The organism is Pseudoduganella sp. UC29_71 (genome assembly GCF_042693265.1).
Classification (GTDB): Bacteria; Pseudomonadota; Gammaproteobacteria; order Burkholderiales; family Burkholderiaceae_D; genus Rugamonas.
The window spans coordinates 2,623,959-2,649,062 of the sequence record NZ_CP170549.1 but is presented as its reverse complement, the minus strand read 5'-3'; the positions used below and the strand labels follow the sequence as shown (position 1 = coordinate 2,649,062).

Sequence of the window (25,104 nt, the reverse complement as noted above, 5' to 3'; positions counted from 1 at the left end):
GCTAGCGCGGGCTGTCCTCAGTCCGCGCCACCTTTTGCCCGCCTGCGGGCGCCCGCGCAAGACTCTCGGCAGCGTTGCGCTTGTGCTCCGCTATCGTATTCAGCGGGGCCTTACAGTCTGCCACCTGTTGGAAATCGATACTCTTCGGTAGCGGCATGCCGTTGATGACAGCCCAGACCACGATGTCCGAATCAAAGCCGTTCAGGCCCAGGCCGGTGATTTCATTGCGAATACGCCGGCAGAAGCCGCTGGCGGTTTCATTGGCCTTGGTCTTATCCAGGAAGGCAGGCTGCGCGGCCACATACCAATCCTGCTGCGACAAAAAGGCCCGTACCGTTCCAAGGCTGTTGCTGCCGTTGAGCAGAACGTAATTCAGGACCTCGCCGGGATCGACGCTCTCGTGGACTTTGCGTTCGGCCTGCTGGCGATTCGCAACGCAGCGAGGCAAGTCGGAGTCGCCGCAGATGCGCCAGTCCGCGAAGATGGAGGGACGCGGGAAATCGAAAGTCACCGTCCAGTTGCCTACAGGGCGCGGCGTCGAGTTCCAGTCGTCTTCATCGGACGGCACCTGGAAGCTGATTTTGGCGCCGCGCGGCCGGTCGCGGCCGACGCTCCAGGAACGCAGGTCGCGGTCGGTCCAATGTTCCTCCGCGATACCGCTGGCGAAGAGTTTGGAGATAGCGTCATCGACGGCCCGTGCTTTGTCCTTGGTGGTTTGTTCGGACAGCCTGGTCACCACATTGGCTTGGGCGCCAGTTGCCTTGGCGATGCCCAAGGCCACCTGGACAGCGGTGGCCGCGCCGCGTGAGGTATAGCTCTTCGTGCCGGCGACCCCAATTTTCACCGATGGGATGGATGCACTGCCGTCGTTCTTGACCAGAAATAGCGGAAAATCGGATTTTGAGTGGTGAATGACCCGATTCCACAACTCGCCATCGGAGTTACTCTGATGGCCTATGGTTGCCAGCGGGACGGTGGATTCATATGCTCCAACCGTGACATGCACAGTCAGATTGAGAGAGAAGTCCTTTCCAACGATGGCGCGGGTCAGATAGCCCCGTTTTTTTGTAGGCCAGGTTCTCCGCTTCGTCCCCCCGCTGGCCGCCAGGTCGCTGAAGATCATCAGCCGCGTGTAGGCGCCGGCGAAGTCGCCACCGGCCGCTGACGGGGCCGCCCACTCATCTTCATACGTACTGAGCGGAGTGATATTGACGGGCTTGGCGATCCCCTCGCCACGGCTGGAAGTGATCTGTATCGTTTCCAAGCCAGGAGTATTCCTGGGCGGCGTACTACAGGCTGAGAGCAGGGCTATCGTGCACAGCAGCATAGGCGGGACAGGAAACCGGCACATGGACTTTCTCCTTATGAATGAGATCGGTAGGAATATTCCTACAAAATACATTATTAAATTGAAAAGAAATACGTTATTTGTAACAACGAAGGCTTTTTCGGCGCCGCCGGGCGGGGGTGCCGTAGAAGATGCTGATTCAGACAGAAAAAAGCACAAATTGCGCGGCGAGCCATGCTGCAGTCGGCAGCAGTAGCGGCAGCGTACTGGTTATGATGGAACTGTTTTGATCTGCCATCAATCTCATCGAAAGGGCAACCATGAGCATCGTTTTCCGGCCGAAGTACATCAGTTTCGACTGCTACGGCACCTTGATCTTTTTCCAGATGGCGCCGATGGCGCGCAAGCTGTTCGCCGACCGCATCAGTCCGGACAATATGGACCAGTTCTGCAAGGACTTTTCGTCCTTCCGCCTGGATGAAGTGCTGGGCGACTGGAAGCCGTATTACGACGTGGTGTACAACTCGGTGCTGCGCACCGCGAACCGCTGGAAGGTGCCGTTCCGCGAGTCAGACGTGGCCGAGATCTATGCCGCCGTGCCGACCTGGGGGCCGCACCCGGACGTCACCGAAGGCCTGGCCCGCATCGCCGACAAGATTCCGCTGGTGATCCTGTCCAACGCCATGGATGCGCAGCTGGCGCACAACGTGGAGAAGCTGGGCGTGCCGTTCCACCGCGTCTACACCGCGCAGCAGGCCAAGGCCTACAAGCCGCGCATGCGTGCCTTCGAGTACATGATCGACCAGCTGGGCGCCAAGCCGGAAGACTTCCTGCACGTGTCGTCCAGCATGCGCTACGACCTGATGACGGCGCACGACATCGGCATCAAGGACAAGGCCTTCGTGAACCGCGGCCACGAGCCGGGCACGCCGTTCTACAACTATGCGGAGATTACGAACATCGGCGGTCTGGCGGGGCTGGTTGGACTGTAAGCAGATATCTGGTTGTACCTTTAATGCGCCCACCCGGCGCATTTTTTTTTCCGCTCTACAAATCGAGCACCAGCAGCGGACCGATGGCGCGCGAGCAGCAAGGCGTGAAGCGGTCGTTGCGGGCGCGCTCGGCGGCTGACAGGCATTGGTCGCGGTGGTCGGGCCGGCCTTGCAGGACGCCGGTGACGCAGGTGCCGCAGACGCCTTGGCCGCACGATGATTGGACGTGCACGCCGCTGCCGGCCATCGCGGCCAGGGCGGTGACACCTTCCGGAACACGGACGACCTGGCCGGTGCTGGCGATGCGGACATCGAAGGCGGGACCGCTGGCAAGGCGCGCGCCGGCGAGCGGATCGGCGCTGGCGCTGAAACGTTCGGCGTGCAGTTGCCCTTCCGGCCAGCCATGGCGCTGCGCGGCGCGGGCTACGGCGTCCATGAATGCGCCAGGGCCGCAGGCGTAGATGTGTACGCCGGGCGCGGGCAGCCGCAGCAGCGTGTCCAGGTCCAGCCTGCCGCCGGCGCTGTAGTGGAAATGGGTGCGTGCGGCGAATGGCGCGGCGCCTAGCTCGTCACGGAATGCGGCGTGGCGCTCGGTGCGGCAGCTGTAGTGCAGCTCGAAGCTGGCGCCGTCGGCCGCCAGCTGGCGTGCCATGCTCAGGATGGGGGTGATGCCGATGCCGCCGGCCAGCAGTACGCTGTGCTGCGCGCGGGCCGCCAGCGGAAAGTGGTTGCGGGGCGCGCTGATCTCGAGCGTGGCTCCCTCGTGCAGTTCGGCGTGCATGGAGGCGGAGCCGCCGCGCGTATCCCGGCAACGCAGCACGGCGATCCGGTATCGGTGGCGGTCGCGCAGGTCGCCGCACAGGGAGTAGTGGCGCACGTGGCCGCCGGGTGTGACGACTTCCACGTGCGCGCCGGCGGTATAGGACGGCAGCGCCGCGCCATCCGGGCTGGCCAGTTCAAATGAACAGATGCCCTCCGCCTCGGACCTCTTGCGCAGGACCACGACGCGCATCAGCGCGGGCGCGCGCGCGGCGGCCGAAGCGGTGCGGCGGCCGCGCAGGTAACTGGCCGTGCCGGTCCAGGCCAGCAGCGGGACGGCGAGGGCGCCCAGCAGCAGGATGGCCTGTCCCGCCAGGCCGCCTATCCAGCCGTAGTGCAGCGCCAGCATCCACAGGTAGGCGCGGTGGCCACGGCTGTGAGCGGCGTATGGCGTATGGCGCAGCAGCGCGCCCGATGCCGGATCAAAGTAAAAGTAGCTGAGCGCGTTGGCGTGCGGCGCGTCCCGCGCGACGGCTTCCAGCAGCCACGGTGCACCGGGCGCGGGCGGCGCGCGCAACTGCAGCTTCTGCGGCGCGGGCGACAGCGCCTGCGCCTGCCGCCACATCGCTTCCAAGCGCACGCCGGCTGTATTTCGCGGCACGCCCGCATGCGCGCGCTCGGGAGCGGGCAAGGCGGCGGGCTGGGGCGCGCCTGGCGGGCGCACGGCGGGCCGGGCCGGGAAGTCGGCCAGCGCGTCGATTGCGCTGCGCGCCCAGGAGAAGGCCTGCGGCAGCCCGGTCAGCGCGCAGGCCAGCAGCACGGGGGCGGCATAGATGGCCACGGTCTTGTGCAGATTGAGGCTGCGCGCGCGGCCCTGCAAGCCGCGTTTGATGCGCCAGCTGCTGCGCAGCATGCGCAGGCTGGCCGGCCACCACAGGCGCAAGCCCGCCGCAGCCATGGCGAGTGCCATCAGCAGCGCCAGGCTGCCGGCCAGCAGTTCGCCGAACGGCAGATAGCCGAAGATGTGCAGCCGCGCCACGGTGCCAAACGGCCCGCCGTAGACCGCTTCGCTGCCGAGCACCCGTGCGCTGCAGGGATCGACGTAGATCCATCGTTCGTCTCCGAACCGCACGCGCGCACTGGTGCGTGAATTGCCGTAGAGGCGCAGCGCCGTCAGCGGCCCGCTGTCCGGGCTGGCCGTGCGGGCTGCGGCCACCAGCGCATCGAGCGGCAGCGGGGCGGTGCAGGCGGGAACGGTGGCCAGGGCGGATGATACGAGCGGCTCCAGCTGGACGCGGAACGCCATCAGCGCGCCGGTCAGCGCCACGATGGCGAACAGCCAGCCTGCGGCGAGCCCTGTCCAGCGGTGCAGCGCGCGCAAGCCGTTCATGCCCGGCAGCTCAGGAGGGACGGTACAGCTTCTCGTGGAAGCCGCTTACCTTGACTTTGATGGTGACCGGCTGCGCCCCCTTGTTGCGCCAGAACCAGCCGTGGATGCCGTCGAAGCCCGCAGTGAACGTGCCCTGGGCGCCGGTTTGCGCCGGCTCCTTCCAGTAGGTGGTGAACTCGTTGGCCTTGGCGTGCTCCGGCTCGCCGTGCATGTCGGCCTTCACCGGCGCGCCGTCGGTAGCCCAGCTGAACACGAAATGCTCGCCCTTGCGCATCAGCGCTTTGACCTCCGCGCCTTCGCCCGGCTGCAGCGTGACGCTCATTTCGTCCGAACGCAGCACGGCGGCTGTGCGGGCGACGGGGGCGCCGGCGTGGGCTGCGGCGCTGCCGGCGGCGGCCCCCGGAATCACAGGCGTCACCACGTCCGGCGCCTTCTTCGCACCGCCATTCAGCTTGGCGATGCCCAGCATGCGGCCCGCGCCCAGCGGATCGATGCCGTATTCGGCCGGCAGCACGGCCACGGTGAGGATCAGCGCGGCGGCGGCCAGCGCCGCGCCGGTGGCTTTGCCCAACTGTTGCAAGGTGGGCAGGTTCTCGGTGGTGTAGGTGGTGACCATGTTGTTTCGTCCTTGTCAGGCAGTTGCGTAACCGGTTAATTGATAGCCCATCAGTACAAAGCCCGCCACCATCAGCATCCCGTTGGCGCCGAAGGCCTGGCGCTGGAAGGCCGCGCTGCGGCGCCAGTAGCCCATGGCGATGAGGATGGAGCTGAGCGCCAGCATCTGGCCTATCTCCACGCCGACATTGAAGGCCAGGATGTTGGGCACCAGCCCGTCCTGCGAGAGCGTGAGTTCCTGCAGCTTGGTGGCCAGTCCGAAGCCGTGGAACAGGCCGAATACCAGCACCGCCGCCTTGGTGTTCGGCTGGAAGCCGAGCACGCGCTCCAGCGCGCCCATATTGTCGAGCGCCTTGTACACCACCGAGAAGCCGATGATGGTGTCCACCAGGTAGGGATTGATGTGGGTGCCGCTCAGTACGCCCGACAGCAGCGTCACGCTGTGCCCCAGCGCGAACAGGGTGACGTAGGCGCCCACGTCCTTCAGGCGGTACAGGAAGAAGATCACGCCGACCAGGAACAGCAGATGGTCGTAGCCGGTCACCATGTGCTTGGCGCCCAGGTAGATGAAGGGCAGCAGCTGCACGCCGGTGGTCTGCTCAAAGTAGGCCTTGTCGTCTTCCGCCACGCCGTGCGCCAGGCTGTCGCCGGCGGCCATGGCCAGCAGCGCGAACACGGCGCACATGGCGCATGGCGTCCATGCCGTCGCGGAATGGCGCCGCAGCGCCTGCAGGGAAGGGAGTGTCATCGCGTGGTCCTTTGCGCTCAGGCGTCCAGCCACACATGCTCGCAGCAGGTGTAGCCCATGAAGGCGCCCAGCGGATGCGGCGCCGCGCCGCGTACCTTGGTGCTGAGCGCTTCCAGGTTGTTGATAAACAGCGGAATGCCGACGCCGCAATGCTCGTGCACCAGCACCTGCATGTCGGCGTAGAACTGCTTGCGCTTGGCGTCGTCCGTCTCCGCGCGCGCCAGCAGCAGCAACTGGTCGAACTGCTCGTTCTTCCAGCCGGACTCGTTCCACGGCGCGTCCGACTTGAAGAACTGCGTGAACAGCATGTCGGCGCTGGGACGGGCGTTGATGTTGCCGAAGCCGATGGGCGATTTCATCCAGTGGTTGGACCAGTAGCCGTCCGCCGACACCCGCTTCAACGCCAGGTTCACGCCGGCCTTCTGCGCCGACTGCTGCAGCAGCATGGCCATGTCCACCGATCCGGTGGCCGCCACCGACGCCACCACGGGCAGCGTCATGCCCAGCGCGCCGGCGCGGCGCAGGTGGAACTTGGCGCGCTCCGGGTCGTACGGCCGCTGCGGCAGGCCCGCGAAGTGGAAGCGGTTGGATGGCGGAATGGGCTGGTCGTTGGCGATGACGGCGTAGCCCCGGAAGGCCGCGCGCTTCATCTGCTCGCGGTCTATCAGGTATTTCATGCCCAGCGTGAAATCCGGGTTGCGGCCCAGGCCCACGGTCTGTCGGATGATCAGGTCCGTGTACAGGCCGGACTGGCTTTCCAGCACCTGGTAGCCCGGCTCGCCCTTGATGCGCCTGGTGCTGCGCGGATTCACCTCGTTTACCCAGTGCACGTCGCCCGACAGCAGGGCGTTGATGCGGGCCGACTCGTCCGGTATGCCGAACAGCGCCACTTCGTCCAGATAGGGCAGGCCGGGTTTCCAGTAGCGTTCATTGCGCGCGCCGTGCGTGCGCACACCGGGCGTGAATTCCTTGCATTTGAAGGGGCCGGTGCCGATGGCGGTGTTGAAGGAGGTGGTTCCCTCCTGCAGGATCACGAAATGCGATGTGGCCAGTATCACCGGCAAGTCCGCATTGGCGCCCTTCAGCGTGATCTCTACCGTCAACGGGTCCAGCGCGCGCACCGATTCGAATTGCTGCGTCACCGCGCGGACTTTGGACGCCACTGCCGGATCGTTGTGGCGGTTCAGCGAGTACACCACGTCGGCGGCGGTCAGCGCTTTCCCGTCATGGAACTGGATGCCTTTGCGCAGGCGCACGGTCCACACCAGCGCATCGTCGGTCAGCATTTCTTCGGCCAGCATCATCTGCGGCGCCAGCTTGGCATCCAGCGAGGTCAGGCCGTTGTAGAACATATGGGCACGCACATAATCGGTGGACAGCGCGCCCTTGGCCGGGTCCAGCGTGTCGGCAGTGGAGCTGGATTGCGTGGCGATCGTGAGCGTGCCGCCGCGCCGCGGCTGCGGCGCCGCCTGCAGCAATCCCCCGGCCGACAGCAGCAGGCCGCCGGCCGCCAGTTTGCGCAGCGCGTCGCGCCGCGGTTCCATGCAAAAATCCTGTTTCATCAGATATATGTGCTTTCGCTGGCAGTCGTTGAATTCAGTAGAATCATTACATCATATTCAGCGCCGCCGGATGTGGCGATTGTGGCTTCCCGCAGCGCACAAACGGCGGTTTTTCGGCACTTCGGCAGCATAGATTGCCAGCCGAATAATATGCTGCGACGCGCGTGGCATAGCCTTGGAAAACGCCGCCGGCGCGGGCCAACTAAGCAGAAAAAACCGTAGCCCGTCCGTACAATGAAGCGGTAGTCCTCATCAATCAGTCAACTTCGGTAGAAAGCGCACGATGGACCATACCAGCATACATAATCCGGCCCTGTGGGCCTTGAACAAGACAGCGCCTGCCACGCCACTGGACCAGGCGGCCCAGGCGGTGCGTTCGCGCATCGCCATTATTGATGTGATGCGCGGCCTGGTCATGCTGATCATGCTGTTCGACCATGTGCGCGAGACGCTGTACCTGCACATGCAGGTGAGCGACCCAATGACCGTTGCCAGCACCGCGCCCGAGCTGTTTTTCACCCGCATGGCGGCGCATTTCTGCGCGCCCATGTTTGTGTTCCTGACCGGACTGTCGGCCTGGCTGTACGCGCATCCGGCCGCCGGGCCGCGCAACGCGACCGGCTTCCTGGTCAAGCGCGGCCTGCTGCTGGTGGCGCTGGAGCTGGTGGTGGTGAACTTCGCCTGGGCCGGCAAGTTCCCGCCGGCGGTGCTGTATCTGCAGGTGATCTGGGTGATCGGCCTGGCCATGATCTTCCTGGCGCTGGTGCACCGTCTGCCGCTCAAGCTGCTGGGCGCCGTAGGTGCGCTGATCGTGGTGGGCCACAATGCGCTCACCTGGATGACGTTCGAGCCGGGCACCGTCGGCTACACGCTGTGGACCATCCTGCTGCACCGGGGCTTCCTGGTGGCCGAAGGCGCGGTGAAGCTGAAAGTGACGTATCCGCTGCTGCCGTGGATAGGCGTGATCCTGCTGGGCTATGCCGCCGGCCCGCTGTTCGGCCGCGCCATGGCGCCGGAACGCCGCAGGCAGCTGATGCTGATGCTGGGCGGCGGCGCCTTGCTGGCCCTGGCGCTGCTGCGGGGCTTCAATATCTACGGCGAAGAGATGCCGTGGGTACATGGCGAAACCGCCGTGCAGACCGTGATGTCCTTCTTTAACTTCACCAAATACCCGCCGTCGCTGGACTTCCTGCTGATGACCATCGGCACGGGCTTGCTGGTGATGGCGTGGCTGGAGCCGGTGGAGAACTGGTTCACCCGCGCCTGCGCCACGTTCGGCGGCGCGCCGATGTTTTACTACATGCTGCACCTGTATGTGTTGCTTGGCCTGCAGCACCTGCTGGTGGCCATCTTCGGGGCCAACCACGGCGAGCGTTTCGGCATCGACGTCCTGTGGCCGGTGTGGGTGGTATCGCTGGCGCTGATGCCGGTGCTGTACCTGCCTTGCCGCGCTTTTGCCAACTTCAAGCGGACGTCGAAACAGGCATGGGTGCGCTACTTCTAACGCAGCGCGGGGCGCTGGCGGGCCTGGCGGCAGCGTCTGCGCTTGCCGCGCAAATGCTGCCGCTGTCCGCCGGGGCCACCGAGGATACCGACACGCCGGGCGCGGGCCGCTGGGAAATCAATATCGGCGCCAGCAAGATCCACAAGGCGGGCGGCTGGGAGCGCTCGCTGCCGGACAGCGACTTCAATTACGGCCTCGGCGAACGGCTGCAGCTGATGGCGGCGCTGCCCTATGTGACGGTGCAGGAGCACGGCGAGCCGCACCACTCGGGCTGGGGCAGCGCCTCGGCGGGCGCGAAATGGCGCATGGCCGACCAGGACGCGCTGGGCGTGGACCTGGCCGTCTTCCCGCAGTTCAGCTGGAATCCATCGTCCGGCACGGCGCGGCGCGGACTCGGTTCGCCGGGTCGCAGCCTGCTGCTGCCGCTGATCGCCGGGCAGCGCTTCGGCGACACGGCCTGGTATGCCGAGCTGGGTCGCAATTTCATCGAGCGCGGCGCGCATGAATGGCAGGCCGGCCTGAAACTGGTGCACCAGTGCCTGCCGGCGCTGGAATGCCGGGTGGAGCTGGAGCACAGCCGCGTGCCGCGCGACGGCGGCCAGACCACCGCCAGCGCCGGCGCCAAGTGGCGCCTGTCCGAACAGACCATCCTGCAGGGCCGCGCTGGACGCGACATAGCCGGTAACCGCGAAGGGCGGCGCCGGCTGGTGCTCTACCTGGGGCTACAGCTGCTGCTATAGCACCCGCTCGGTCACTACCCAGAACTTGCTGGCCGCCTCCTCGATCTCGAAAATCCCCTTGAAACCCGGCGTGATCACGCCGGTGTCCCCCGCCGCGTAGCGCACCGGCTGGCTGCCGTCCGGCGCCGAGATGGTCACCCTGCCGCTGATGATGTGGAAGAACTCATGCTTGTTTTCGTCCAGCGCGATGCGGTAGGAGCCTTCGTCCGCCGACCAGGTACCGGCGCGCACGCCGTGCAGCTCGTTGGCGAAGTATTCGCGCGCGGTGCGCTCCGGGTTGCCCTTGATGCGCTTATCCTCGTCAGGATGCGCCACCGTCACGGCCGGCAGGACGTGGCTGAAGTGGATGGCGGCTTGCTTGTTTTGCTCGGTCATGGGAATGTCTTTCAAATGAAGGTCAGGCCAGCAGCTGGCCGAAGCGGACTACCGTGACGCCGGCGCGCACCTGGCGCAGCGACGGCATCACGAGTACGCAGTTGTCGTAGGGCGTGAGCACGGGCGCGGCACCGTTCCAGCCTATCAGGCTGCCCTTGTCGGGGAAGGTCTCCAGGCCGGTATAGGGGCCGGCAAAGCGGAAGTCCGTGCTGTCGGCCACCACGGGGTCCGTCACGCGCACCACGTAGCGCTGGTCGGGCAGCGGCTTGAGCCAGCTTTTCGGGATGTCGGCCAGGTCCACATTGCCGCACAGGACCAGGAAACGCGCGCAGCAGTTCATGGCCACCGTCACGGCCGACGCTTCCCAGTGCTGGCCGCACTCGATCAGCAGCGCGTTGCGGGCGCTTTCGGGCACGCCGAAGTCGCCATAATCGCGCAGGCGGCGGCCTTCGGGATGGCCCTCGTCGCTGACGATATGGGCCGGCACGCCGAGCCGCTGGGCCAGCGCGATGCCCTTGTCCAGCGGGCCGCACACGTTCAGCGGGGCGCTGCGCTCGTGCATGGAGTGCAGGTCCAGCAGGTAGTCCACCTCGTCGATCAGCGGGCGCATGGCGCGCGCGCGGCGCAATTCGCTTGAGTCCAGCGCCAGGTTGTCCAGCGTGGACGGCTGCCACACGCGGTTGAAGTCCTGGTCCACGAAGCGCGACGCGTCCGGCCTGGCCGGGTCGAAGCGCTGGTAGGCTTCCACGTTGGCGAAAGCGAAAGTGATGCGGCCGCGGCGCGGGCGCACTTTCCCGTCCAGCATGGCCTTCACGGCGATGGCGCCGCACACTTCGTTGCCGTGCGTGAGCGCGTTGATCATCGTGTGGCAGCCCGGCACGCCGCTGTCGAAGCTGTACACGTAGGGGATGCCGGTGTTGCCCTCGGCGTAGGGCGCCAGGCTGGGAAATGCCACTTCTATCGGATATGGAACCATGTCCATGCTTACAGTCCTCCCATGCAAAGGTATTTGGTGTGCATATAGTCGTCCAGCCCGTAGCGCGAGCCCTCGCGGCCGTAGCCCGAGTCCTTGATGCCGCCGAACGGCGCCGCCTCGGCCGCCAGCGCGCCTTCGTTGATGCCGACGATGCCGGTTTCAAGGCGGTCCGCCACGCGCCACACGCGGGCGATGTCGCGCGCGTAGAAGTAGGCGGCCAGGCCGAACGGGGTGTCGTTGGCCAGCGCCACCACTTCGTCCTCGCTGTGGAAGCGGAACAGCGCCACCACCGGGCCGAAGGTTTCTTCCTGCGCCAGGCGCATGCCGTGGTCGGCGTCGGTCAGCACGGTGGGCGCGTAGTAGCGTGCGCGGTCGTCGCCGGGCCGCCGCAGCGGCGCGCCGCCGCACAGCACGCCGGCGCCGCGCTCCACCGCGTCGGCCACGTGGCCGGCCACCTTGTCCAGCGCACGGCTGTTGATCAGGGGGCCGATCTGCGAGGCCGGATCGCTGGCCGGCCCCACCGCCAGCGCTGCCACGCGCTGCGCCAGCCTGGCGGCGAAGGCGGGGTAGACGCTGTCATGCACGTAGACGCGATTGGGGCTGACGCAGGTCTGGCCGCCGTTGCGGAATTTGGCCGCCATCAGGCCGTTCACGGCGGCGTCCAGGTCGGCGTCGTCGAACACGATAAAGGGCGCGTTGCCGCCCAGTTCCAGCGACAGCTTCTTCAACGTGCCGGCCGAATCGCGCGCCAGGCTTTTGCCGACGGCGGTGGAGCCGGTGAAGGTGATCTTGCGCACGCGCGGGTCCTGCAGCCAGGCATCCGCCACGCCGGGCGTGCTGGCGCGCGAGGCGGTCACCATGTTCAGCACGCCCGGCGGAATGCCCGCCTCGTGGGCCAGCTGCACCAGCGCCAGGGCGGTGAGCGGCGTGTCCTCGGCCGGCTTGGCGACCACGGTGCAGCCGGCCGCCAGCGCGGGCGCAATCTTGCGGGCGATCATGGCCAGCGGGAAGTTCCACGGCGTGATGGCGGCCACCACGCCGGCGGGCTCTTTCACCACCATCAGCTTCTTGCCGCGCGCAGGCTCCGGAATCATGTCGCCGTACGCGCGCACGGCTTCCTCGGCGAACCATTCGACGTAGGAGGCGCCGTAGGCCACTTCAGCGCGCGCTTCGGCCAGGGGCTTGCCCTGTTCGCGCGAGATCAGCCGCGCCAGGTCGTCGGTGTTGGCGACGATGAGCGCGTGCCAGCGCTTGAGCAGCCCGGCGCGGTCGCGCGCGCTGCGGGCACGCCAGCCGTCGAAGGCGGCGTAGGCGTGGTCGGCGGCGAGGCGCGCGTCGTCCGCAGCGCTGTCGGGGACGTCGGCGAAGGCGGCGCCGCTGGCCGGGTCTTCCACGGCGTAGCGCGCGCCGGAAGCGGCGGGCAGCCAGGCGCCGCCGATATAGTTGGCGCTGCACAGCAGGTCAGCGCGGGTAAGCGTCAATAGCTTGGTCATGGTGGTTCCAGTCTGGGTTGAATGGAGGCGGCGCGGCGCAAGCCGGCCTTGGAACAGCTCAGTCCATGGTAGTGCGGGAGGGGGAGGGAGTGCGGCCGTTATCGGGGGCGTGAAACGGCGGATATTGCGAATTTAAAGCGGCGGCGGCATATTCTGCCGGGCCGCCGCCGTGCCGTCAGCTGTTCTGGGTGAACAGCTTTTCGACCGGGTAGTAGCCTTTGGTGAAAGGCGATTTGATGACGATGTAGCTGAAGTATTTCTCGATGCCGATGTGCTGGTCGAGCAGGCCTTCGATGATGGTCTGGTAGTGCACCACGCCGGTGGTGACGAACTTGAGCAGGTAGTCGAAGCCGCCGCTCACCAGGTGGCATTCGACGATCTCGTCGATCTTGCGGATGCTGGCCTCGAACTTGGCGAAGTCCTCGCGGCGGTGGTCCGACAGCGTCACCTGGGTGAAGACCAGCTGCACGTTGCCGATTTTTTCCAGCTCGATGTGGGCGCCGTAGCCGGTGACGTAGCCCGCCTTCTCAAGGCGCTTGACGCGGATCAGGCAGGGACTGGGGGACAAGCCGACCGCGTCGGCCAGGTCGACGTTGGCGATACGGCCGCTTTGCTGCAGGTGGGACAGGATGCGGATGTCTATCCTGTCCAGTTTGAACGCGCCTTCTAACATAGGGTCCCTGATCGAGCAGTTACTGGAAGCTTGTCATTTGATTGTAGCACGCGGCCGTGCCGAAAACAGCCGTCGGCTCAGCTCAGCGCACGCGCTACTTCCGGCTGCGCCAGCACCTGGTCCAGCGTGGCGCGCAGGCGGCCGAACAGCAGCTCGAATTCCGCTTCCGTGTAGCACAGCGCGGGCGCAAAACCGAGGATGTTGTCGCCAAAGGCGCGGAACACCAGTTTCTGTTCATACGCCGCCTGGGCGATGCGCTCGTGCAGCCGCAGCGCCGGGTCGAACTGGCGCTTGCTGTCCTTGTCCGCCACCAGTTCCAATGCGCCAAGCAGGCCGCGGCTGCGCGCGTCGCCTACCAGCGGGTGGGCCAGCAGGTCGCGCAGGCCCTGTTCGAATTGCGGCGCGCGCGCCGCGCCGTTGGCCAGCAGGCCGCCTTCGTGGTACAGCCGCAGCACTTCCAGGCCGATGGCGGCGCTGACCGGGTGCGCGGAATAGGTCTGGCCGTGGCCCACGGCGATGTCCGGACCCGCACCCTCGGCGATGGCCTGGTAGAGCGCTTCCGACATCATCAGCGCGCCCATGGGGGCGTAGCCGGCGGTCAGGCCCTTGGCCATGGTCATCATGTCCGGTTCCACGCCTTCGTCGGCGCAGGCGAACAGGGGGCCGGTGCGGCCGAAGCCGGTGATCACCTCATCGACCACGAACAGGATGCCCAGTTCTCGGCAGGCGTCCGCCATGGCCTTGAGCCAGCCGCGCGGCGGCACGATGACGCCGCCCGACCCTTGTATCGGCTCGCAGAAGAAGGCGGCCACGCGGTCGGCGCCCAGCCCGGCCACCTTGGCGCGCAGCTCGGCCACCGAAGCCGCGATCAGCGCCTGCGGGTCGTTCCCGAGCGGATTGCGGTAGGGGTAGGGCGAGGAGATGTAGTGCTGCGTGGGCAGCGGCAGGTTGAAATGGCGCTGGAACACCGGCAGCGCGGTCAGCCCCGCTCCCACCGACGAGGAGCCGTGGTAGCCGCGCTGCAGCGAGATGTATTCGGTGCGCTGCGGCTGGCCGATGGCGTTGTAGTAGTAGGTGATGTAGCGCACCGCCGCGTCCACCGCGTCCGATCCGCCCAGGGTGAAGTAGACGTGGCGCAGCGAAGCCGGCGCCAGTTCCACCAGGCGCGCGGCCAGGCGGATGGCCGGCTCGGAGCCGTAGCTGAAGTAGCCGGTGGCGTAGGGCAGGATGCGCATCTGCTCGGCGGCCGCCTGCACGATGCTTTCCTGGCCGTAGCCGGTATTGACGCACCACAGGCCGGAAAAGGCGTCGAGCAGCTCGCGGCCGTCCGCATCGCGCAGGTAGGCGCCGTGGCCGGACTGCAGGATGGTGGCGCCGCGCTTCTCGTGTGCGCGGAAGTTGGTGACGGGGTGGATCAGGTGCTGGCGGTCCAGCTCAAGCAAGGTAGTTTGGGGCATGTTGGCATCCATTTGTCCGTGTGATGGTCTGACACCATCTTAGGGCGGGAGCCGCAGCGGGTGCTTGCAAGTGGAGCGCCCCGAATCGGTGGAAATTGCGAATTTGCGGCGGGGGCGGCAGATTGTGCTGCGGCCCTAGTAGCCGCGCTGGCGCTCCACCAGCCCTTCCAGCGGCTGGCCCGCCTGGTGGCGGCGCAGGTTGGCCAGCACGGCGCGCACGGCGCTCGCCGGCTGCGTCATGCTGGCGATGTGCGGCGTGAGCATCACGCGCGGATGGCGCCACAGCGCATGGCCGGGGGGCAGCGGCTCCGGTTCGCACACGTCCAGCACCGCTTGCGCCAGGCGGCCCTCGTCCAGCGCGGCCAGCAGGTCGTCCTGCACCAGGTGGCCGCCGCGGCCCACGTGCACCAGCGCGGCCCCTTGGGGCAGCTGGCGGAACAGCTCGCGGTTCAGGATGCCGCGCGTGTCGTCCGTCAGTGGCAGCAGGCAGACCAGGATGTCGCAGCGCGACAGGAAGCCGGGCAGCGCGGCAGCGCCGGCGTAGCAATCCACGCCGTCCACGTCGTGCTGCGAGCGGCTCCAGGCAGCGCAGGGAAACCCCAGGCTGCCCAGCTGCGCCAGAACGGCGCGCGGCAGCACGCCCAGTCCCAGCACGCCGACGCGGCGCGACGACGCGGGCCGCACGCGCAGCGCGCGCCATACTTCGGCGCGCTGCTGGGCGGCGTAGGCTTGCCATTCGCGGTGGATGGACAGCGCGGCCAGCGTCACGTATTCCACCATGCCGCCGACGATGCCCGGTTCCACCATGCGCACCAGCGGCAGGCGCGCGGGCAGCGCTTCCAGGTCGAACTGGTCGATGCCGGCGCCGACCGAGAACAGCACCTCCAGGCCGGCATAGGCGTGCAGGTCGTCCGGCGGCAGCCAGGCGGCCAGGTAGCGCACCTGCGCCGGGTCGCCGACGTCCGGCCAGATGCGGAAGTCGATCTGCGGCGCCAGTTCGGCGAACAGCTGGCGCCATTCCTCGCCGCGCACGGGATCGGCCTTGTAGACGAAGGTGCACGGCGTCAGTTCATCCGGCCCGGCCATGCTCAGCCCAGCGCCTGGTTGACGATGGCGAACATGCGCACGCCCGGGTCGGACAGGGGTGCTTCGCCGCGCGCCATGGCCACCACGCTGTCCACCTGCACCAGTCCCAGCTCGGTGAGCCAGGGACTGAGGCCGCTGCTGCCCGTGACGTCGATGCGGATGAAGGCGCCGCCATAGGTGCCGGTCCAATGGCTGATGAGCGCTTTGGCGCGGTCGATGTCCGGTGCGATCACCGGGCCGATGGCGTAGCCGTGGCCGAAACGGCGCAGCATGGCGCAGCCTATCACCTCGTCGTAGCGGTCGATCACCACGCCCTCGGCCACTTCCAGCATGGCCGCCAGCACGGTGGCGCGCGGCATGCCGGCGGCGCGCGCGCCCAGCGCGGCCAGGCGCGGGCCGTCGCGCGAACCGAGCGGGCGGATGCGCTCGCCCGGCTGCAGCGGCATCAGCGGCGACTTGAACACCGTGCCCTGGTGCTGGTGGATCTGGCCGATCGCTTCAAAGCCGAGCTTCTCGTACAGCGGCTGGCCCGCTTCGGTGGCGTGCAGCAGCACGGTGCGCTTGCCCAGTTCGGCCATCACCAGCGCCATCAGGTTGCGGCCCACTCCCTTGCCCTGCCATTCGGCGGACACGATAACCATGCCCACAGAGGCATAGTCGGGACCATGGCTCCAGCACATCACCGTGCCAACCAGTCCGGTGCTGTCTTCCGCCACGTAGCCGGCGCCCAGGCGCTGTATGAAGCGCCAGTCGTCCAGGCGATGCGGCCAGCGCACCGCAAGCGACAGCTTGTGCGCCGCTTCGATGTCGTCCTCGGTCATGCGCCGGTAGCGCAAGGCCGCTTCTGTTTTCAGCTCTGTCACGTTTCCTCCGTGGTGATGCCGCGATTCGGAAGCGGCGTGCAGCCATGCTAACCCAGGCCGTGCGGGCCGCGCCAGCGCCGAAAACAGAACGCTAGAAAGTCGCGGCGCGGCCCGCCGCCGCAGCACTTTGTGCCGAAACGGCGGGCGATTTTTCGCATCCCTGTCAAGTGTTCGGAAAGCGGCAAAAAGCGTTTGCGTGGCGTGGGGAACAGGGCTTATCGTAACGCCAGCCAAACACACAAACGGAGCAAACATGAAACGATTGCATACCCTGGCGTCGACCGCCGCCATGGCCGCCACCCTGGCCGCCTTCGTGGCCGGCGTGCTGGCCAGCCCGCTGGCGCTGGCGCACGCCGCGCTGAAAAGCTCGCAGCCTGCCGCCAACGCCGTGCTGGAACACGCGCCGCGCGACATCCAGCTGACCTTCAATGAAAAGGTGGAGCCGGCCTTCAGTTCCATCGTGCTGCAGGACGCCGGCGGCAAGGATGTCGGGGCCGGCAAGGCACAGGTGGACGCGGGCAATCCGCTGCTGATGAAGCTGGAGCTGCCGGCGCTGGCGTCGGGCGCCTACAGCGTGCGCTGGGTGGCCGTGGGGCCGGACGGCCACCGCCGCACCGGCCAGTTCGGCTTCACGGTGAAGTGAGTGGATGGCACCGCGCTGCTGCAGTGCGGCGCCGCGTTCGCGCTGAACCTGGCGCTGGCATGGATGGTGGGCGTGCTGTCGGCGCGCTGGTGGCTGCGGCGCTGCGCCCGGGCTGCCGGTGACGGCGGCGGTGGCGCAGGCGCAGGTGCAGGTGCACTGTGGGCCGCATCGGCCGCCGCGCTGCTGTGTGGTTCGCTGCGCTGGGCCGCGCCCCTATGCCTGGCCGGCACCGCTGCCGCGCTGTGGGCGGCCGCTGCCTCCATGGCTGGCGTGCCGCTGTCCGAATCTGGCGCCGCCTTGTCGATGATGCTGTCGCAAACCGCCTTCGGCCACGCCGGACTGGCAGGCCTGGCGGCCATGCTGGCGTTGAGCGCCTTGGCCTGGCTGCTGCCACGCTGGCGCGGCCTGGACTTCGCCGCGCTCATGCTGCTGCTGGCATACGCCGCCAGCCGCGTAGCCAACAGCCATGCGGCCGAACAGGGCTTGCTGAGCATGGGGATCGCGATTGAATACGCGCACCTGATGCTGGTGGCGCAATGGGTAGGCAGCGTGGCGGTGGCAGGCTGGGTGGTGCTGCCCCTAGCCGGGCCACAGCGCGCACTGGCGCGCTATCTGCGTCCACTGTCCGACACGGCGGCCGCCGCGCTGGCCGGCATTGCGGCGAGCGGCATCTACAACGCCTGGCACGCGCTCGGCACCGTGGACAACGCTTTCGGCAACCCTTACGGCACCGCTTTGCTGGTGAAACTGGTGCTGGTTGCGCTGGCCGTCGCGCTGGGCGGCTACAACAAGCTGGTGGGCTTCCCTGCGGCGCAATGCGGCAAGGGCCTGGGACGCGCCGTGGCGGTGCTGCGGATCGAATCCGTCGTGCTGGCCGGGGCGCTGCTGGCCGCCGCCGTGCTGGTAGCCCAGCAGCCGCCGATGGCCGGCTAAGCAAAAAAAGCCCCCGCACTTGGCGGGGGCGATGACGCCGGGTCCGTTTCCGGACCGGTTATTTCTCGGCGAACGCGCGCTCGATGACGAAGTCGCCCGGGGTGGACGTATTGCCTTCGTTGAAGCCGCGCGCTTCCAGCATTTCCTTCAGGTCGCGCAGCATGTCCGAGCTGCCGCAGATCATCACGCGGTCTTCGTTCGGGTTCAGTTCCGGTACGCCCAGGTCCTCGAACAGCTTGCCGCTCTCGATCAGTGCGGTGACGCGGCCCATGTTCTTGTACTCTTCACGGGTCACGGTCGGGTAGTAGCGCAGCTTGCTGGTCACCAGCTCGCCCAGGAATTCGTGGTTGGGCAAATGCTCCACCAGCATGTCGTGGTAGGCCAGTTCGTCCACCTGGCGCACGCCGTGCACCAGGATCAGCTGGTCGAACTTCTCGTAGATTTCCGGATCGCGCACGATGCTCAGGAACGGCGCCAGGCCGGTGCCGGTGGACAGCATGTACAGGCGCTTGCCCGGCAGCAGATAGTCGGACACCAGGGTGCCGGTCGGCTTGCGGCCGACGATCACGGTATCGCCCACCTGCAGGTGCTGCAGGCGCGACGTCAGCGGGCCGCCCGGAACCTTGATGCTGAAGAATTCGAGGTGGTCTTCGTAGTTGGCGCTGGCGATGCTGTAAGCGCGCAGCAGCGGCTTGCCGTCGACGCGCAGGCCGATCATGGTGAAGTGGCCGTTGGAGAAGCGCAGAGCGGGGTCACGCGTGGTCGTAAAGGAGAACAGAGTGTCCGTCCAGTGATGCACGCTTAAAACCTTCTCCTCGTTCATGTTGCTCATTGTCTGATCCCGATTGACTAAAAAGTGAAAGCACCAGGCCCCGCGCGATGGGCGTTTGCTTGGCAATCGGCTGAGCAGGGGGATGGCGCCATAGAAAATTAGTGGCGTAACCAACATTGTAACGGATCGCCCCCCATCCTGTCTCGGGGGCGCTCCGACATCCTGCTTATATGCTTATGCGCCGCAGCGCATCGAATCAGGCGCTGGCCGGCTGCGCGTTGCGCTGCTTGCTCCAGTAGCCCAGGCCCAGCACCAGCAGCCAGACCGGGATCAGGTAGACCGACAGGCGCAGGTCCGGCGTCAGGTACATCACCACCAGGATGGCGGCCAGGAAGGCCAGGCACAGGTAGTTGGTGAGCGGGTAGCCCAGGCTGCGGAAGGCGGTGACATGGCCTTCGCGCTGCTTCTGCGCGCGGAAGCGCAGGTGTATCCAGCTGATCATGCCCCAGTTGATGATGAGCGCGGACACCACGAGGCCCATCAGCATGCCGAAGGCCTGGCCCGGCAGGAAGTAGTTGACCGCCACGCAAATGCCGGTGGCCAGCGCGGACACGCCCAGTGCCGCCAGCGGCACGCCGCGCTTGTTCACCTTGAGCAGCGAGCGAGGCGCGTTGCCTTGCTTGGCCAGGCCGAACAGCATGCGGCTGTTGCAGTACACGCCGCTGTTATAGACCGACAGCGCGGCCGTCAGCACCACGATGTTGAGCGCATTGGCCACCATATTGCTGTTCAGCGCGTGGAAGATCAGCACGAAGGGGCTGCCGCTGGTGACCACCTTGGTCCACGGGTACAGCGACAGCAGCACGCCCAGCGCGCCGATGTAGAAGATCAGGATGCGGTAGATGGCCTGGTTGGTGGCCTTCGGTATGGTCTCGGACGGATTGCTCGCTTCGGCGGCGGTAATGCCCACCAGCTCCAGCCCGCCGAACGAGAACATGATGACCGCCATGGCCATCACCAGCCCGGAGATGCCGTTCGGGAAGAAGCCGCCGTGCTGCCACAGGTTGGCCACGGTGGCTTCCGGGCCGGCGTTGCCGGACACCAACAGGTAGATGCCGAAGCCTATCATGGCCACGATGGCCACCACCTTGACGATGGCGAACCAGAACTCCATCTCGCCGAACGCTTTCACGTTGGACAGGCTGATCGCATTAATAATCAGGAAGAAGGCCAGCGCGGACATCCAGGTTGGAATGGCGGGCCACCAGTACTGCACGTAGATGCCGACCGCGGTCAGCTCGGCCATGCTCACCAGCACATACAGCACCCAGTAGTTCCAGCCGGCGACGAAGCCGGCCATATTGCCGCAGTATTTGTCGGCGAAGTAGGCGAAGGAACCGGCCACCGGCTCGTCCACCACCATCTCGCCCAGCTGGCGCATGATCAGGAATGCAATAAAACCCGCCACCGCATAACCCAGCAGCACCGAGGGACCGGCCATTTGGATGGTCTGCGCGATGCCCAGGAACAGGCCGGTGCCGATGGCGCCGCCCAGTGCGATCAGCTGGATGTGGCGGCTCTTGAGGCCGCGTTTCAGTTCATTCTTCCCGTCTTCAATCATGTCTCATGGTCCCTGATCGTTTTAAAGGCGCGTTGATGTGGATATTCATGCAACTCGCGGAAGCCTGTGATTCTAAAGCATAGGGGAGGCGGTGTGGGGCGGCAAAGTGGCCGCATGCGCAGTCAGCGTGTCGATCAGCGCGCGCGATGCGGCGGAAAGGCCACGGTGCGGCGGGTAGATCAGCGAAAACGGCCGGCTGCGGCCCCAGTGCTGCGGCAGCACGGGGACCAGCTGGCCGCTGCGCAGGCGCTCGTCGGCGATGAAGCGGTAGGTCTGGCAGATGCCCAGGCCTTGCTGCGCCAGCGTGACCACGCCCAGCACGTCGTCGGCGATGCGCATGCGCGCAGCCGGCACCCAGTCGATGTCGGCGCCGCCGTCGCGCAGCTGCCAGGTGGCAGGCTTGCCGGTGCTGGGCATGGTGAAGGGCAGGCAGGCGTGGTCCGCCAGGTCGGCAATGGCGGCGGGCGTGCCGGCGCGGGCCAGGTAGGCGGGCGCGGCCACCAGGCAGAGCTGGGCGTCTTCCAGCGGGCGCGCGACCATGCCGCTGTCCGGCAGCGCGCCCTGGCGGATGGCCATGTCGTAGCCTTCCTGCACCAGGTCCACGTTGCGGTTGGAAATGCTCAGCTCCACCATCACGCGCGGGTGCTGCGCCATGAAGGATTGCAGTAGCGGCGGCAGGCGGTAGTGGCCGTAGGTGGTGGGCGCGCTCAGGCGCACGGTGCCGGACAGTTCGCCGCCCTGGTCGCGCATCGAGCGCTCGGCGTCGGCCATCAGGGCGAAAGCGGCGCGCGACTGCTCAAGGTAGGCGTTGCCCGCGTCGGTCAAGCTCAGGCGGCGTGTGGTGCGGCGCATCAGCTGCACGCCGAGGCGGGCTTCCAGCCGGGCCACGGCGCGGCTCAGCACGGATGCGGTGGTGCCCAGCGCCACGGCGGCGGCGCTGATGGTGCCCTTGTCGGCGATGGCGAGGAAGGCTTCCACGTCGCCCAGATAGTCGAATTGGCGCGGCATTCTACTCTTTCGCGAACAAATGAATTGATGTTGGAGTGGTTTATTGTCTCATGCGATGCGAATAGAGTGGCGGCTATCAACCCAGCCCACAAGGAGTACTACATGACACCATTCATTCGCACCGTTGCCGCCGCCATCTCAGCCGCCATCGGCGTGTCCGCCGCCAGCGCCCAAGCCGCCAATGTGCTGGTCGTGCTGTCGGACGCGTCCCAGCTCGAGTTGCGCGACCAGCGCGTCTACGAGACCGGTTTCTACGCCAACGAACTGATGCAGCCGGTGAAAAAGCTGCTGGATGCCGGCCATACCGTCACCTTCGCCACGCCGCAGGGCAAGGCGCCGGCAGTGGACCGCAACTCGCTGGACGCGTCGCTGTTCGGCGGCGAGGCGGCCATGCAGGAGCACCTGGCGCTGCTGGACAAGCTCAAGCTGACGTCCGTATCTACCTCGCCCGTGGTCAGCCTGGCGCGCGTGGAGCAGGGTGGCTATGCGCAATTTGACGCCGTCTACGTTCCCGGCGGCCACGCGCCCATGCAGGATCTGATCCGCAGCCCTGCCGTGGGCCGCCTGCTGAGCTATTTCCACAACGCCGCCAAGCCGACCGCGCTGGTGTGCCATGGCCCGGCCGCCCTGGTGGCTGCGCTGGACCAGCCGGAAGCCTTTGTCGCCAAGCTGGAATCGGGCGGCAAACCGGCCGGCCAGGGCTGGATTTACGCCGGCTACCGCATGACGGTGATCAGCAATGCCGAAGAAGAGGCCGGCAAGGGCTACCTGAAGGGTGGCGTGATGAAGCTGACCCCGCAGACCGCGCTGGAGCGCGCGGGTGGCAAGTACAGCAGCGGCCCGAACTGGGCGCCGCACATCGTCTCGGATCGCGAGCTGATCACCGGTCAAAATCCCGCATCGGCGGCGGGTGTGGCGGACGTGCTACTGAGCCGCCTGGCGGCAGGCGCACTTAGCCATACTAAATAGCGAATTGGTATTAACGCTGCGGCGCGGCCCGTGCTACTATTTCCAGCACTGTCCAAGACAGAAAAAGCGCCCAAGCCGCAGCGCGTCCTCCGTGCCCAGCACATGCCTACCCCAGCTCCGTAGGCAGCCCGAGGGAGTCCGTACCATGAGCTGCAAGAGAAGCAATCACGACCTAGCCAGGGTGATAGAGGAAGCCAGGCGTATCGACGCCGCCAGAGGTGCGGCGAACGCCTGGGCCTATCTGCTTGCCCATTCCGTCGATCCCCAGACCATATTGCGTGTGCTCTCGGGCAACGCCGTGCGGCGCAACAGAGACTTGCACTAGCGGCCGCGCCGAGATTTTCCACAGGTGGGGCGGCTTCCGCCCGCTTTTCAACGCGTTGCGATCGTCGGTTAGAGCGTCTTGACGCTGCCGCCGTCAATGCGGTGCTCGGACCCCGAGATCGAGGCGGCACGAGGAGACGCCAGGAAGGCGATCAAGTCGGCAACCTCTTCGGGCTTGGCCGGCCTGCCAAGCGGAATGCCGCCTAGCGAGTCCATGACCATACGTTGCCCTCCCTCATAGTCCGTGCCGGCTTGCTCGGCCAGCCGTTCTGCCAGTCTTACGGATGCCTCCGTCTCAATCCATCCTGGCGCGACGGACAGCACGCGAACACCCTTCGGCATAACTTCCCTTGAAAGAGACTTGCTGTACGTGGTCAGCGCGGCTTTGGCGGAGGCGTAGGCGGTGGTGGACTCAGGCATTGGCATCAGGCGCTGGATCGAACTTACATGTATGATAACCCCAGAGCCCTGGGCTAGCATCGAAGGCAATAGCGCGCGATCCAAACGTACTGCGGACATCAGATTCAGGTTCAGCTCCGCTAGCCAATGCTCGTCACAAATGGCGGCGAAGCCACCGCCAGGGGTGCCCGACCCACCCAGCACGTTGATCACGATATCGACTCCACCCCAGGCCTGGAGGACCGTCTGCGCGACGTGAGCCACGCCTTCCGCCGTCGTCAGGTCGGAACGGATGTATGTGACGCCATCCAATGGTGCCGCTGAAATGTTGCGCGCGGATGTTGCTACCCGAGCGCCGGCTTCCACAAGGGTTTGCACGACTGCGGCGCCAAGGCCCATCGTGCCGCCGGTGACCACTGCCCGCCGGCCGCTCAGTTGAAGGTCGAAGCTCATACAGTGATCTCCAGGCTGGCAATCAGATCGCGCTCGAGGCGAAAGCGCAATTTGAGGTCGATCGGGCTACCTGCAAAACTACCGGCCACGTGGCAGTAGCCCACGTGGATGCCGTCGATGAGTTCCACCGAAAAGGGCTCCGTGGTGTAGGTGTACAGCGTCGACGACTCACGCTTCCATGCTTTGATCGCATCGCGGCCGATATGGGACTCACCCTTATCTTTCACGACGCCCTGCAATGTGAAACAGCGGGCGAGGTCATCGGGACCTTGCGTGTCGGCCGCCAAATACGCGGCAATCGGGTCGGGGAGGGTTAAAACTGACATGGCGAACTCCTTGGTTGGAAAGTTCACAGGATGCAGTCTGGTGTCAGTTTTGGGAATGCGCTAGAATCTTGATCCGCTATGTAGAGAAGAGTGCATAATGCGTGGTTCCGACTTTGCTGAGCTAAAGGCCTTTGTTGCCGTCGTCGAGCGCAAGAGCTTTGCCCGGGCGGCTGAGCACCTGGGCCTATCGCCTTCCGCACTCAGCCAAACCATTCGCCAGCTGGAAAGCCGCATCGGCGCGCGTCTCCTGAATCGCACTACCCGCAGCGTCGCGCCGTCCGCCAGCGGCGAGCAGCTCTACAGCCGCCTGGCCCCCTTGTTTCGGGAAATGGCTGTCGCGGTCGCCGAAGCGAGCGAGGCCACGGGGCAGATGCGTGGCACGCTTCGCATCAACACGCTTGGAATTGCAGCAAGAACGATTATCGCTCCCCGGCTTGCACGCTTCCACCAAGTCCATCCGGATGTAGTGCTCGACATCGTGGTGGACGACGCCCTGGCTGATATCGTCGTCGGCCGCTTCGATGCGGGCATCCGCGTGGGCGGACAGCTTGAGAAGGACATGGTCGCCATCCGCCTCACGCCCGACCTGAACATGGTTGCAGTGGCGTCTCCGGACTACCTCGCGCGTCGAGGCATACCCAAGTCACCTGCCGATTTGCACAAGCACGCGTGCATCAACTGGCGACTTCAGATGGAGGGCAGGCATTATCGCTGGGAGTTCAAGAAGGGGGAGCAGCGGCTGGAAGTGGCGGTGGATGGCCCCGTCGTTACCAATCATGCCGACATTGGCGTTGCCGCTGCGCTTGAAGGACTCGGCATTGCCTATCACTTTGAGCGAGATGGCGCGGGTGAGCTGATAGCGCAGGGACAGCTGATACGAGTCCTCGCGGACTGGTCAATCTCGCGCCCGGGGCTGTTCCTCTACTACCCCAACAGGCAGCACCGACCAGCCCCCCTTGGTGCGTTCATCGACTGTTTGTTGGATCGAAAACCGTTCGATCGGCCCTAGTTAGCGAGATTGGTAGAGGGAAAAGCCGTCGTCCGCTTTTGATCACTTCCTGGTCGGAGTCTTGGCTGGGGTCTTGGCTGGCGACGGGCGAGCGGAGGCGCTATCCCGCAAATGGAAAGCGGGCTC

Annotated in this window: 24 protein-coding genes; 7 read left to right on the top strand and 17 right to left on the bottom strand. The window is 66.2% G+C overall.

Annotated features, from left to right (window positions below; all coding sequences use genetic code 11):
* Nucleotide 1: 1 nt before the first annotated feature.
* The gene (locus tag ACFJI2_RS11580) at nt 2–1,264 is read right to left on the bottom strand and encodes a hypothetical protein (RefSeq protein WP_377705133.1); all 1,263 of its coding nucleotides are present in this window, start codon (nt 1,262–1,264) and stop codon (nt 2–4) included.
* Between the two features lie 344 nt (nt 1,265–1,608).
* Between ACFJI2_RS11580 and ACFJI2_RS11575 the strand changes: the two genes are divergently transcribed.
* A complete protein-coding gene (locus tag ACFJI2_RS11575) occupies nt 1,609–2,280 on the top strand; it encodes a haloacid dehalogenase type II (RefSeq protein ID WP_377705132.1) in 672 nt (223 codons plus the stop codon).
* A gap of 55 nt (nt 2,281–2,335) precedes the next feature.
* On the opposite strand, the gene ACFJI2_RS11570 is transcribed toward ACFJI2_RS11575, so the two are convergent.
* From ACFJI2_RS11570 to ACFJI2_RS11555, 4 genes are all read right to left on the bottom strand, one after another.
* Nucleotides 2,336–4,429, bottom strand: a complete 2,094-nt coding sequence (locus tag ACFJI2_RS11570; protein ID WP_377705131.1) for a PepSY domain-containing protein — start codon at nt 4,427–4,429, stop codon at nt 2,336–2,338.
* Between the two features lie 10 nt (nt 4,430–4,439).
* Nucleotides 4,440–5,045 (bottom strand): transmembrane anchor protein, encoded by a 606-nt coding sequence (locus ACFJI2_RS11565; RefSeq protein ID WP_377705130.1) that lies wholly within the window; start codon nt 5,043–5,045, stop codon nt 4,440–4,442.
* 15 nt (nt 5,046–5,060) lie between these two features.
* Nucleotides 5,061–5,729 (bottom strand): HupE/UreJ family protein, encoded by a 669-nt coding sequence (locus ACFJI2_RS11560; protein WP_377705824.1) that lies wholly within the window; start codon nt 5,727–5,729, stop codon nt 5,061–5,063.
* 80 nt (nt 5,730–5,809) lie between these two features.
* Entirely contained in the window at nt 5,810–7,336 is a 1,527-nt protein-coding gene (locus ACFJI2_RS11555; protein WP_377705129.1) for an ABC transporter substrate-binding protein, read from the bottom strand.
* 301 nt (nt 7,337–7,637) lie between these two features.
* On the opposite strand from ACFJI2_RS11555, the gene ACFJI2_RS11550 reads away from it, so the two are divergent.
* Both ACFJI2_RS11550 and ACFJI2_RS11545 read left to right on the top strand, forming a co-directional pair.
* Complete coding sequence (locus tag ACFJI2_RS11550; protein ID WP_377705128.1) at nt 7,638–8,858, top strand: DUF1624 domain-containing protein; 1,221 nt, start codon at nt 7,638–7,640, stop codon at nt 8,856–8,858.
* On the top strand, nt 8,840–9,598 hold the full coding sequence (locus ACFJI2_RS11545) for a hypothetical protein (RefSeq protein WP_377705127.1): 759 nt from the start codon (nt 8,840–8,842) through the stop codon (nt 9,596–9,598). The genes ACFJI2_RS11550 and ACFJI2_RS11545 overlap by 19 nt, the downstream gene beginning before the upstream one ends.
* On the opposite strand, the gene ACFJI2_RS11540 is transcribed toward ACFJI2_RS11545, so the two are convergent.
* The 7 genes from ACFJI2_RS11540 to ACFJI2_RS11510 all read right to left on the bottom strand — a co-directional run bounded on the left by ACFJI2_RS11540 (nt 9,593) and on the right by ACFJI2_RS11510 (nt 16,521).
* Complete coding sequence (locus tag ACFJI2_RS11540; RefSeq protein ID WP_377705126.1) at nt 9,593–9,973, bottom strand: cupin domain-containing protein; 381 nt, start codon at nt 9,971–9,973, stop codon at nt 9,593–9,595. The two genes, ACFJI2_RS11545 and ACFJI2_RS11540, sit on opposite strands and share 6 nt — an antisense overlap.
* A gap of 22 nt (nt 9,974–9,995) precedes the next feature.
* Nucleotides 9,996–10,955, bottom strand: coding sequence for a M14 family metallopeptidase (locus ACFJI2_RS11535; RefSeq protein WP_377705125.1), 960 nt, complete (start codon nt 10,953–10,955; stop codon nt 9,996–9,998).
* Nucleotides 10,956–10,957: 2 nt separating this feature from the next.
* Nucleotides 10,958–12,442 (bottom strand): NAD-dependent succinate-semialdehyde dehydrogenase, encoded by a 1,485-nt coding sequence (locus ACFJI2_RS11530; RefSeq protein WP_377705124.1) that lies wholly within the window; start codon nt 12,440–12,442, stop codon nt 10,958–10,960.
* 175 nt (nt 12,443–12,617) lie between these two features.
* Nucleotides 12,618–13,115, bottom strand: a complete 498-nt coding sequence (locus ACFJI2_RS11525; RefSeq protein ID WP_107868869.1) for a winged helix-turn-helix transcriptional regulator — start codon at nt 13,113–13,115, stop codon at nt 12,618–12,620.
* Between the two features lie 77 nt (nt 13,116–13,192).
* The gene (locus tag ACFJI2_RS11520) at nt 13,193–14,572 is read right to left on the bottom strand and encodes an aspartate aminotransferase family protein (RefSeq protein WP_377705123.1); all 1,380 of its coding nucleotides are present in this window, start codon (nt 14,570–14,572) and stop codon (nt 13,193–13,195) included.
* A 135-nt stretch (nt 14,573–14,707) separates the two neighbouring features.
* Nucleotides 14,708–15,658 (bottom strand): 2-hydroxyacid dehydrogenase, encoded by a 951-nt coding sequence (locus ACFJI2_RS11515; protein ID WP_377705122.1) that lies wholly within the window; start codon nt 15,656–15,658, stop codon nt 14,708–14,710.
* A gap of 2 nt (nt 15,659–15,660) precedes the next feature.
* A complete protein-coding gene (locus tag ACFJI2_RS11510) occupies nt 15,661–16,521 on the bottom strand; it encodes a GNAT family N-acetyltransferase (protein ID WP_377705121.1) in 861 nt (286 codons plus the stop codon).
* Between the two features lie 253 nt (nt 16,522–16,774).
* Between ACFJI2_RS11510 and ACFJI2_RS11505 the strand changes: the two genes are divergently transcribed.
* Both ACFJI2_RS11505 and ACFJI2_RS11500 read left to right on the top strand, forming a co-directional pair.
* The gene (locus ACFJI2_RS11505; protein WP_377705120.1) at nt 16,775–17,164 is read left to right on the top strand and encodes a copper resistance protein CopC; all 390 of its coding nucleotides are present in this window, start codon (nt 16,775–16,777) and stop codon (nt 17,162–17,164) included.
* On the top strand, nt 17,165–18,097 hold the full coding sequence (locus ACFJI2_RS11500) for a CopD family protein (RefSeq protein WP_377705119.1): 933 nt from the start codon (nt 17,165–17,167) through the stop codon (nt 18,095–18,097).
* Between the two features lie 58 nt (nt 18,098–18,155).
* Here the strand turns inward: ACFJI2_RS11500 and ACFJI2_RS11495 are convergent, their stop codons facing one another.
* From ACFJI2_RS11495 to ACFJI2_RS11485, 3 genes are all read right to left on the bottom strand, one after another.
* Nucleotides 18,156–18,929, bottom strand: a complete 774-nt coding sequence (locus ACFJI2_RS11495) for a ferredoxin--NADP reductase (RefSeq protein ID WP_107868873.1) — start codon at nt 18,927–18,929, stop codon at nt 18,156–18,158.
* 196 nt (nt 18,930–19,125) lie between these two features.
* Nucleotides 19,126–20,490 carry an amino acid permease gene (locus ACFJI2_RS11490; RefSeq protein WP_377705118.1) on the bottom strand — a complete coding sequence of 455 codons (1,365 nt, stop codon included), beginning with the start codon at nt 20,488–20,490 and terminating at the stop codon, nt 19,126–19,128.
* 72 nt (nt 20,491–20,562) lie between these two features.
* Nucleotides 20,563–21,498: a LysR family transcriptional regulator gene (locus ACFJI2_RS11485; protein ID WP_377705117.1), complete on the bottom strand. Its 936-nt coding sequence runs from the start codon at nt 21,496–21,498 to the stop codon at nt 20,563–20,565.
* 102 nt (nt 21,499–21,600) lie between these two features.
* Between ACFJI2_RS11485 and ACFJI2_RS11480 the strand changes: the two genes are divergently transcribed.
* Nucleotides 21,601–22,467: a type 1 glutamine amidotransferase domain-containing protein gene (locus ACFJI2_RS11480; protein WP_377705116.1), complete on the top strand. Its 867-nt coding sequence runs from the start codon at nt 21,601–21,603 to the stop codon at nt 22,465–22,467.
* A gap of 393 nt (nt 22,468–22,860) precedes the next feature.
* Here ACFJI2_RS11480 and ACFJI2_RS11475 read toward each other — a convergent pair whose 3' ends face one another.
* Both ACFJI2_RS11475 and ACFJI2_RS11470 read right to left on the bottom strand, forming a co-directional pair.
* Complete coding sequence (locus tag ACFJI2_RS11475; protein ID WP_377705115.1) at nt 22,861–23,643, bottom strand: SDR family oxidoreductase; 783 nt, start codon at nt 23,641–23,643, stop codon at nt 22,861–22,863.
* The gene (locus ACFJI2_RS11470; RefSeq protein ID WP_377705114.1) at nt 23,640–23,969 is read right to left on the bottom strand and encodes a nuclear transport factor 2 family protein; all 330 of its coding nucleotides are present in this window, start codon (nt 23,967–23,969) and stop codon (nt 23,640–23,642) included. Before ACFJI2_RS11470 ends, ACFJI2_RS11475 begins: the two co-directional genes overlap by 4 nt.
* A 97-nt stretch (nt 23,970–24,066) precedes the next feature.
* Between ACFJI2_RS11470 and ACFJI2_RS11465 the strand changes: the two genes are divergently transcribed.
* Complete coding sequence (locus tag ACFJI2_RS11465) at nt 24,067–24,978, top strand: LysR family transcriptional regulator (RefSeq protein ID WP_377705113.1); 912 nt, start codon at nt 24,067–24,069, stop codon at nt 24,976–24,978.
* Nucleotides 24,979–25,104: the final 126 nt, after the last annotated feature.

Excerpts from the sequence above, each read along its gene's own strand:
- ACFJI2_RS11515 (WP_377705122.1), bottom strand. The coding sequence starts at position 15,658 with ATGGCCGGGCCGGATGAACTGACGCCGTGCACCTTCGTCTACAAGGCC.
- ACFJI2_RS11530 (WP_377705124.1), bottom strand. The coding sequence starts at position 12,442 with ATGACCAAGCTATTGACGCTTACCCGCGCTGACCTGCTGTGCAGCGCC.
- ACFJI2_RS11520 (WP_377705123.1), bottom strand. The coding sequence starts at position 14,572 with ATGCCCCAAACTACCTTGCTTGAGCTGGACCGCCAGCACCTGATCCAC.
- ACFJI2_RS11570 (WP_377705131.1), bottom strand. The coding sequence starts at position 4,429 with ATGAACGGCTTGCGCGCGCTGCACCGCTGGACAGGGCTCGCCGCAGGC.
- ACFJI2_RS11490 (WP_377705118.1), bottom strand. The coding sequence starts at position 20,490 with ATGATTGAAGACGGGAAGAATGAACTGAAACGCGGCCTCAAGAGCCGC.
- ACFJI2_RS11550 (WP_377705128.1), top strand. The coding sequence starts at position 7,638 with ATGGACCATACCAGCATACATAATCCGGCCCTGTGGGCCTTGAACAAG.
- ACFJI2_RS11495 (WP_107868873.1), bottom strand. The coding sequence starts at position 18,929 with ATGAGCAACATGAACGAGGAGAAGGTTTTAAGCGTGCATCACTGGACG.
- ACFJI2_RS11540 (WP_377705126.1), bottom strand. The coding sequence starts at position 9,973 with ATGACCGAGCAAAACAAGCAAGCCGCCATCCACTTCAGCCACGTCCTG.
- ACFJI2_RS11465 (WP_377705113.1), top strand. The coding sequence starts at position 24,067 with ATGCGTGGTTCCGACTTTGCTGAGCTAAAGGCCTTTGTTGCCGTCGTC.
- ACFJI2_RS11470 (WP_377705114.1), bottom strand. The coding sequence starts at position 23,969 with ATGTCAGTTTTAACCCTCCCCGACCCGATTGCCGCGTATTTGGCGGCC.
- ACFJI2_RS11485 (WP_377705117.1), bottom strand. The coding sequence starts at position 21,498 with ATGCCGCGCCAATTCGACTATCTGGGCGACGTGGAAGCCTTCCTCGCC.
- ACFJI2_RS11575 (WP_377705132.1), top strand. The coding sequence starts at position 1,609 with ATGAGCATCGTTTTCCGGCCGAAGTACATCAGTTTCGACTGCTACGGC.
- ACFJI2_RS11505 (WP_377705120.1), top strand. The coding sequence starts at position 16,775 with ATGAAACGATTGCATACCCTGGCGTCGACCGCCGCCATGGCCGCCACC.
- ACFJI2_RS11555 (WP_377705129.1), bottom strand. The coding sequence starts at position 7,336 with ATGGAACCGCGGCGCGACGCGCTGCGCAAACTGGCGGCCGGCGGCCTG.
- ACFJI2_RS11475 (WP_377705115.1), bottom strand. The coding sequence starts at position 23,643 with ATGAGCTTCGACCTTCAACTGAGCGGCCGGCGGGCAGTGGTCACCGGC.
- ACFJI2_RS11545 (WP_377705127.1), top strand. The coding sequence starts at position 8,840 with ATGGGTGCGCTACTTCTAACGCAGCGCGGGGCGCTGGCGGGCCTGGCG.
- ACFJI2_RS11525 (WP_107868869.1), bottom strand. The coding sequence starts at position 13,115 with ATGTTAGAAGGCGCGTTCAAACTGGACAGGATAGACATCCGCATCCTG.
- ACFJI2_RS11480 (WP_377705116.1), top strand. The coding sequence starts at position 21,601 with ATGACACCATTCATTCGCACCGTTGCCGCCGCCATCTCAGCCGCCATC.
- ACFJI2_RS11560 (WP_377705824.1), bottom strand. The coding sequence starts at position 5,729 with ATGTGCGCCGTGTTCGCGCTGCTGGCCATGGCCGCCGGCGACAGCCTG.
- ACFJI2_RS11535 (WP_377705125.1), bottom strand. The coding sequence starts at position 10,955 with ATGGACATGGTTCCATATCCGATAGAAGTGGCATTTCCCAGCCTGGCG.
- ACFJI2_RS11565 (WP_377705130.1), bottom strand. The coding sequence starts at position 5,045 with ATGGTCACCACCTACACCACCGAGAACCTGCCCACCTTGCAACAGTTG.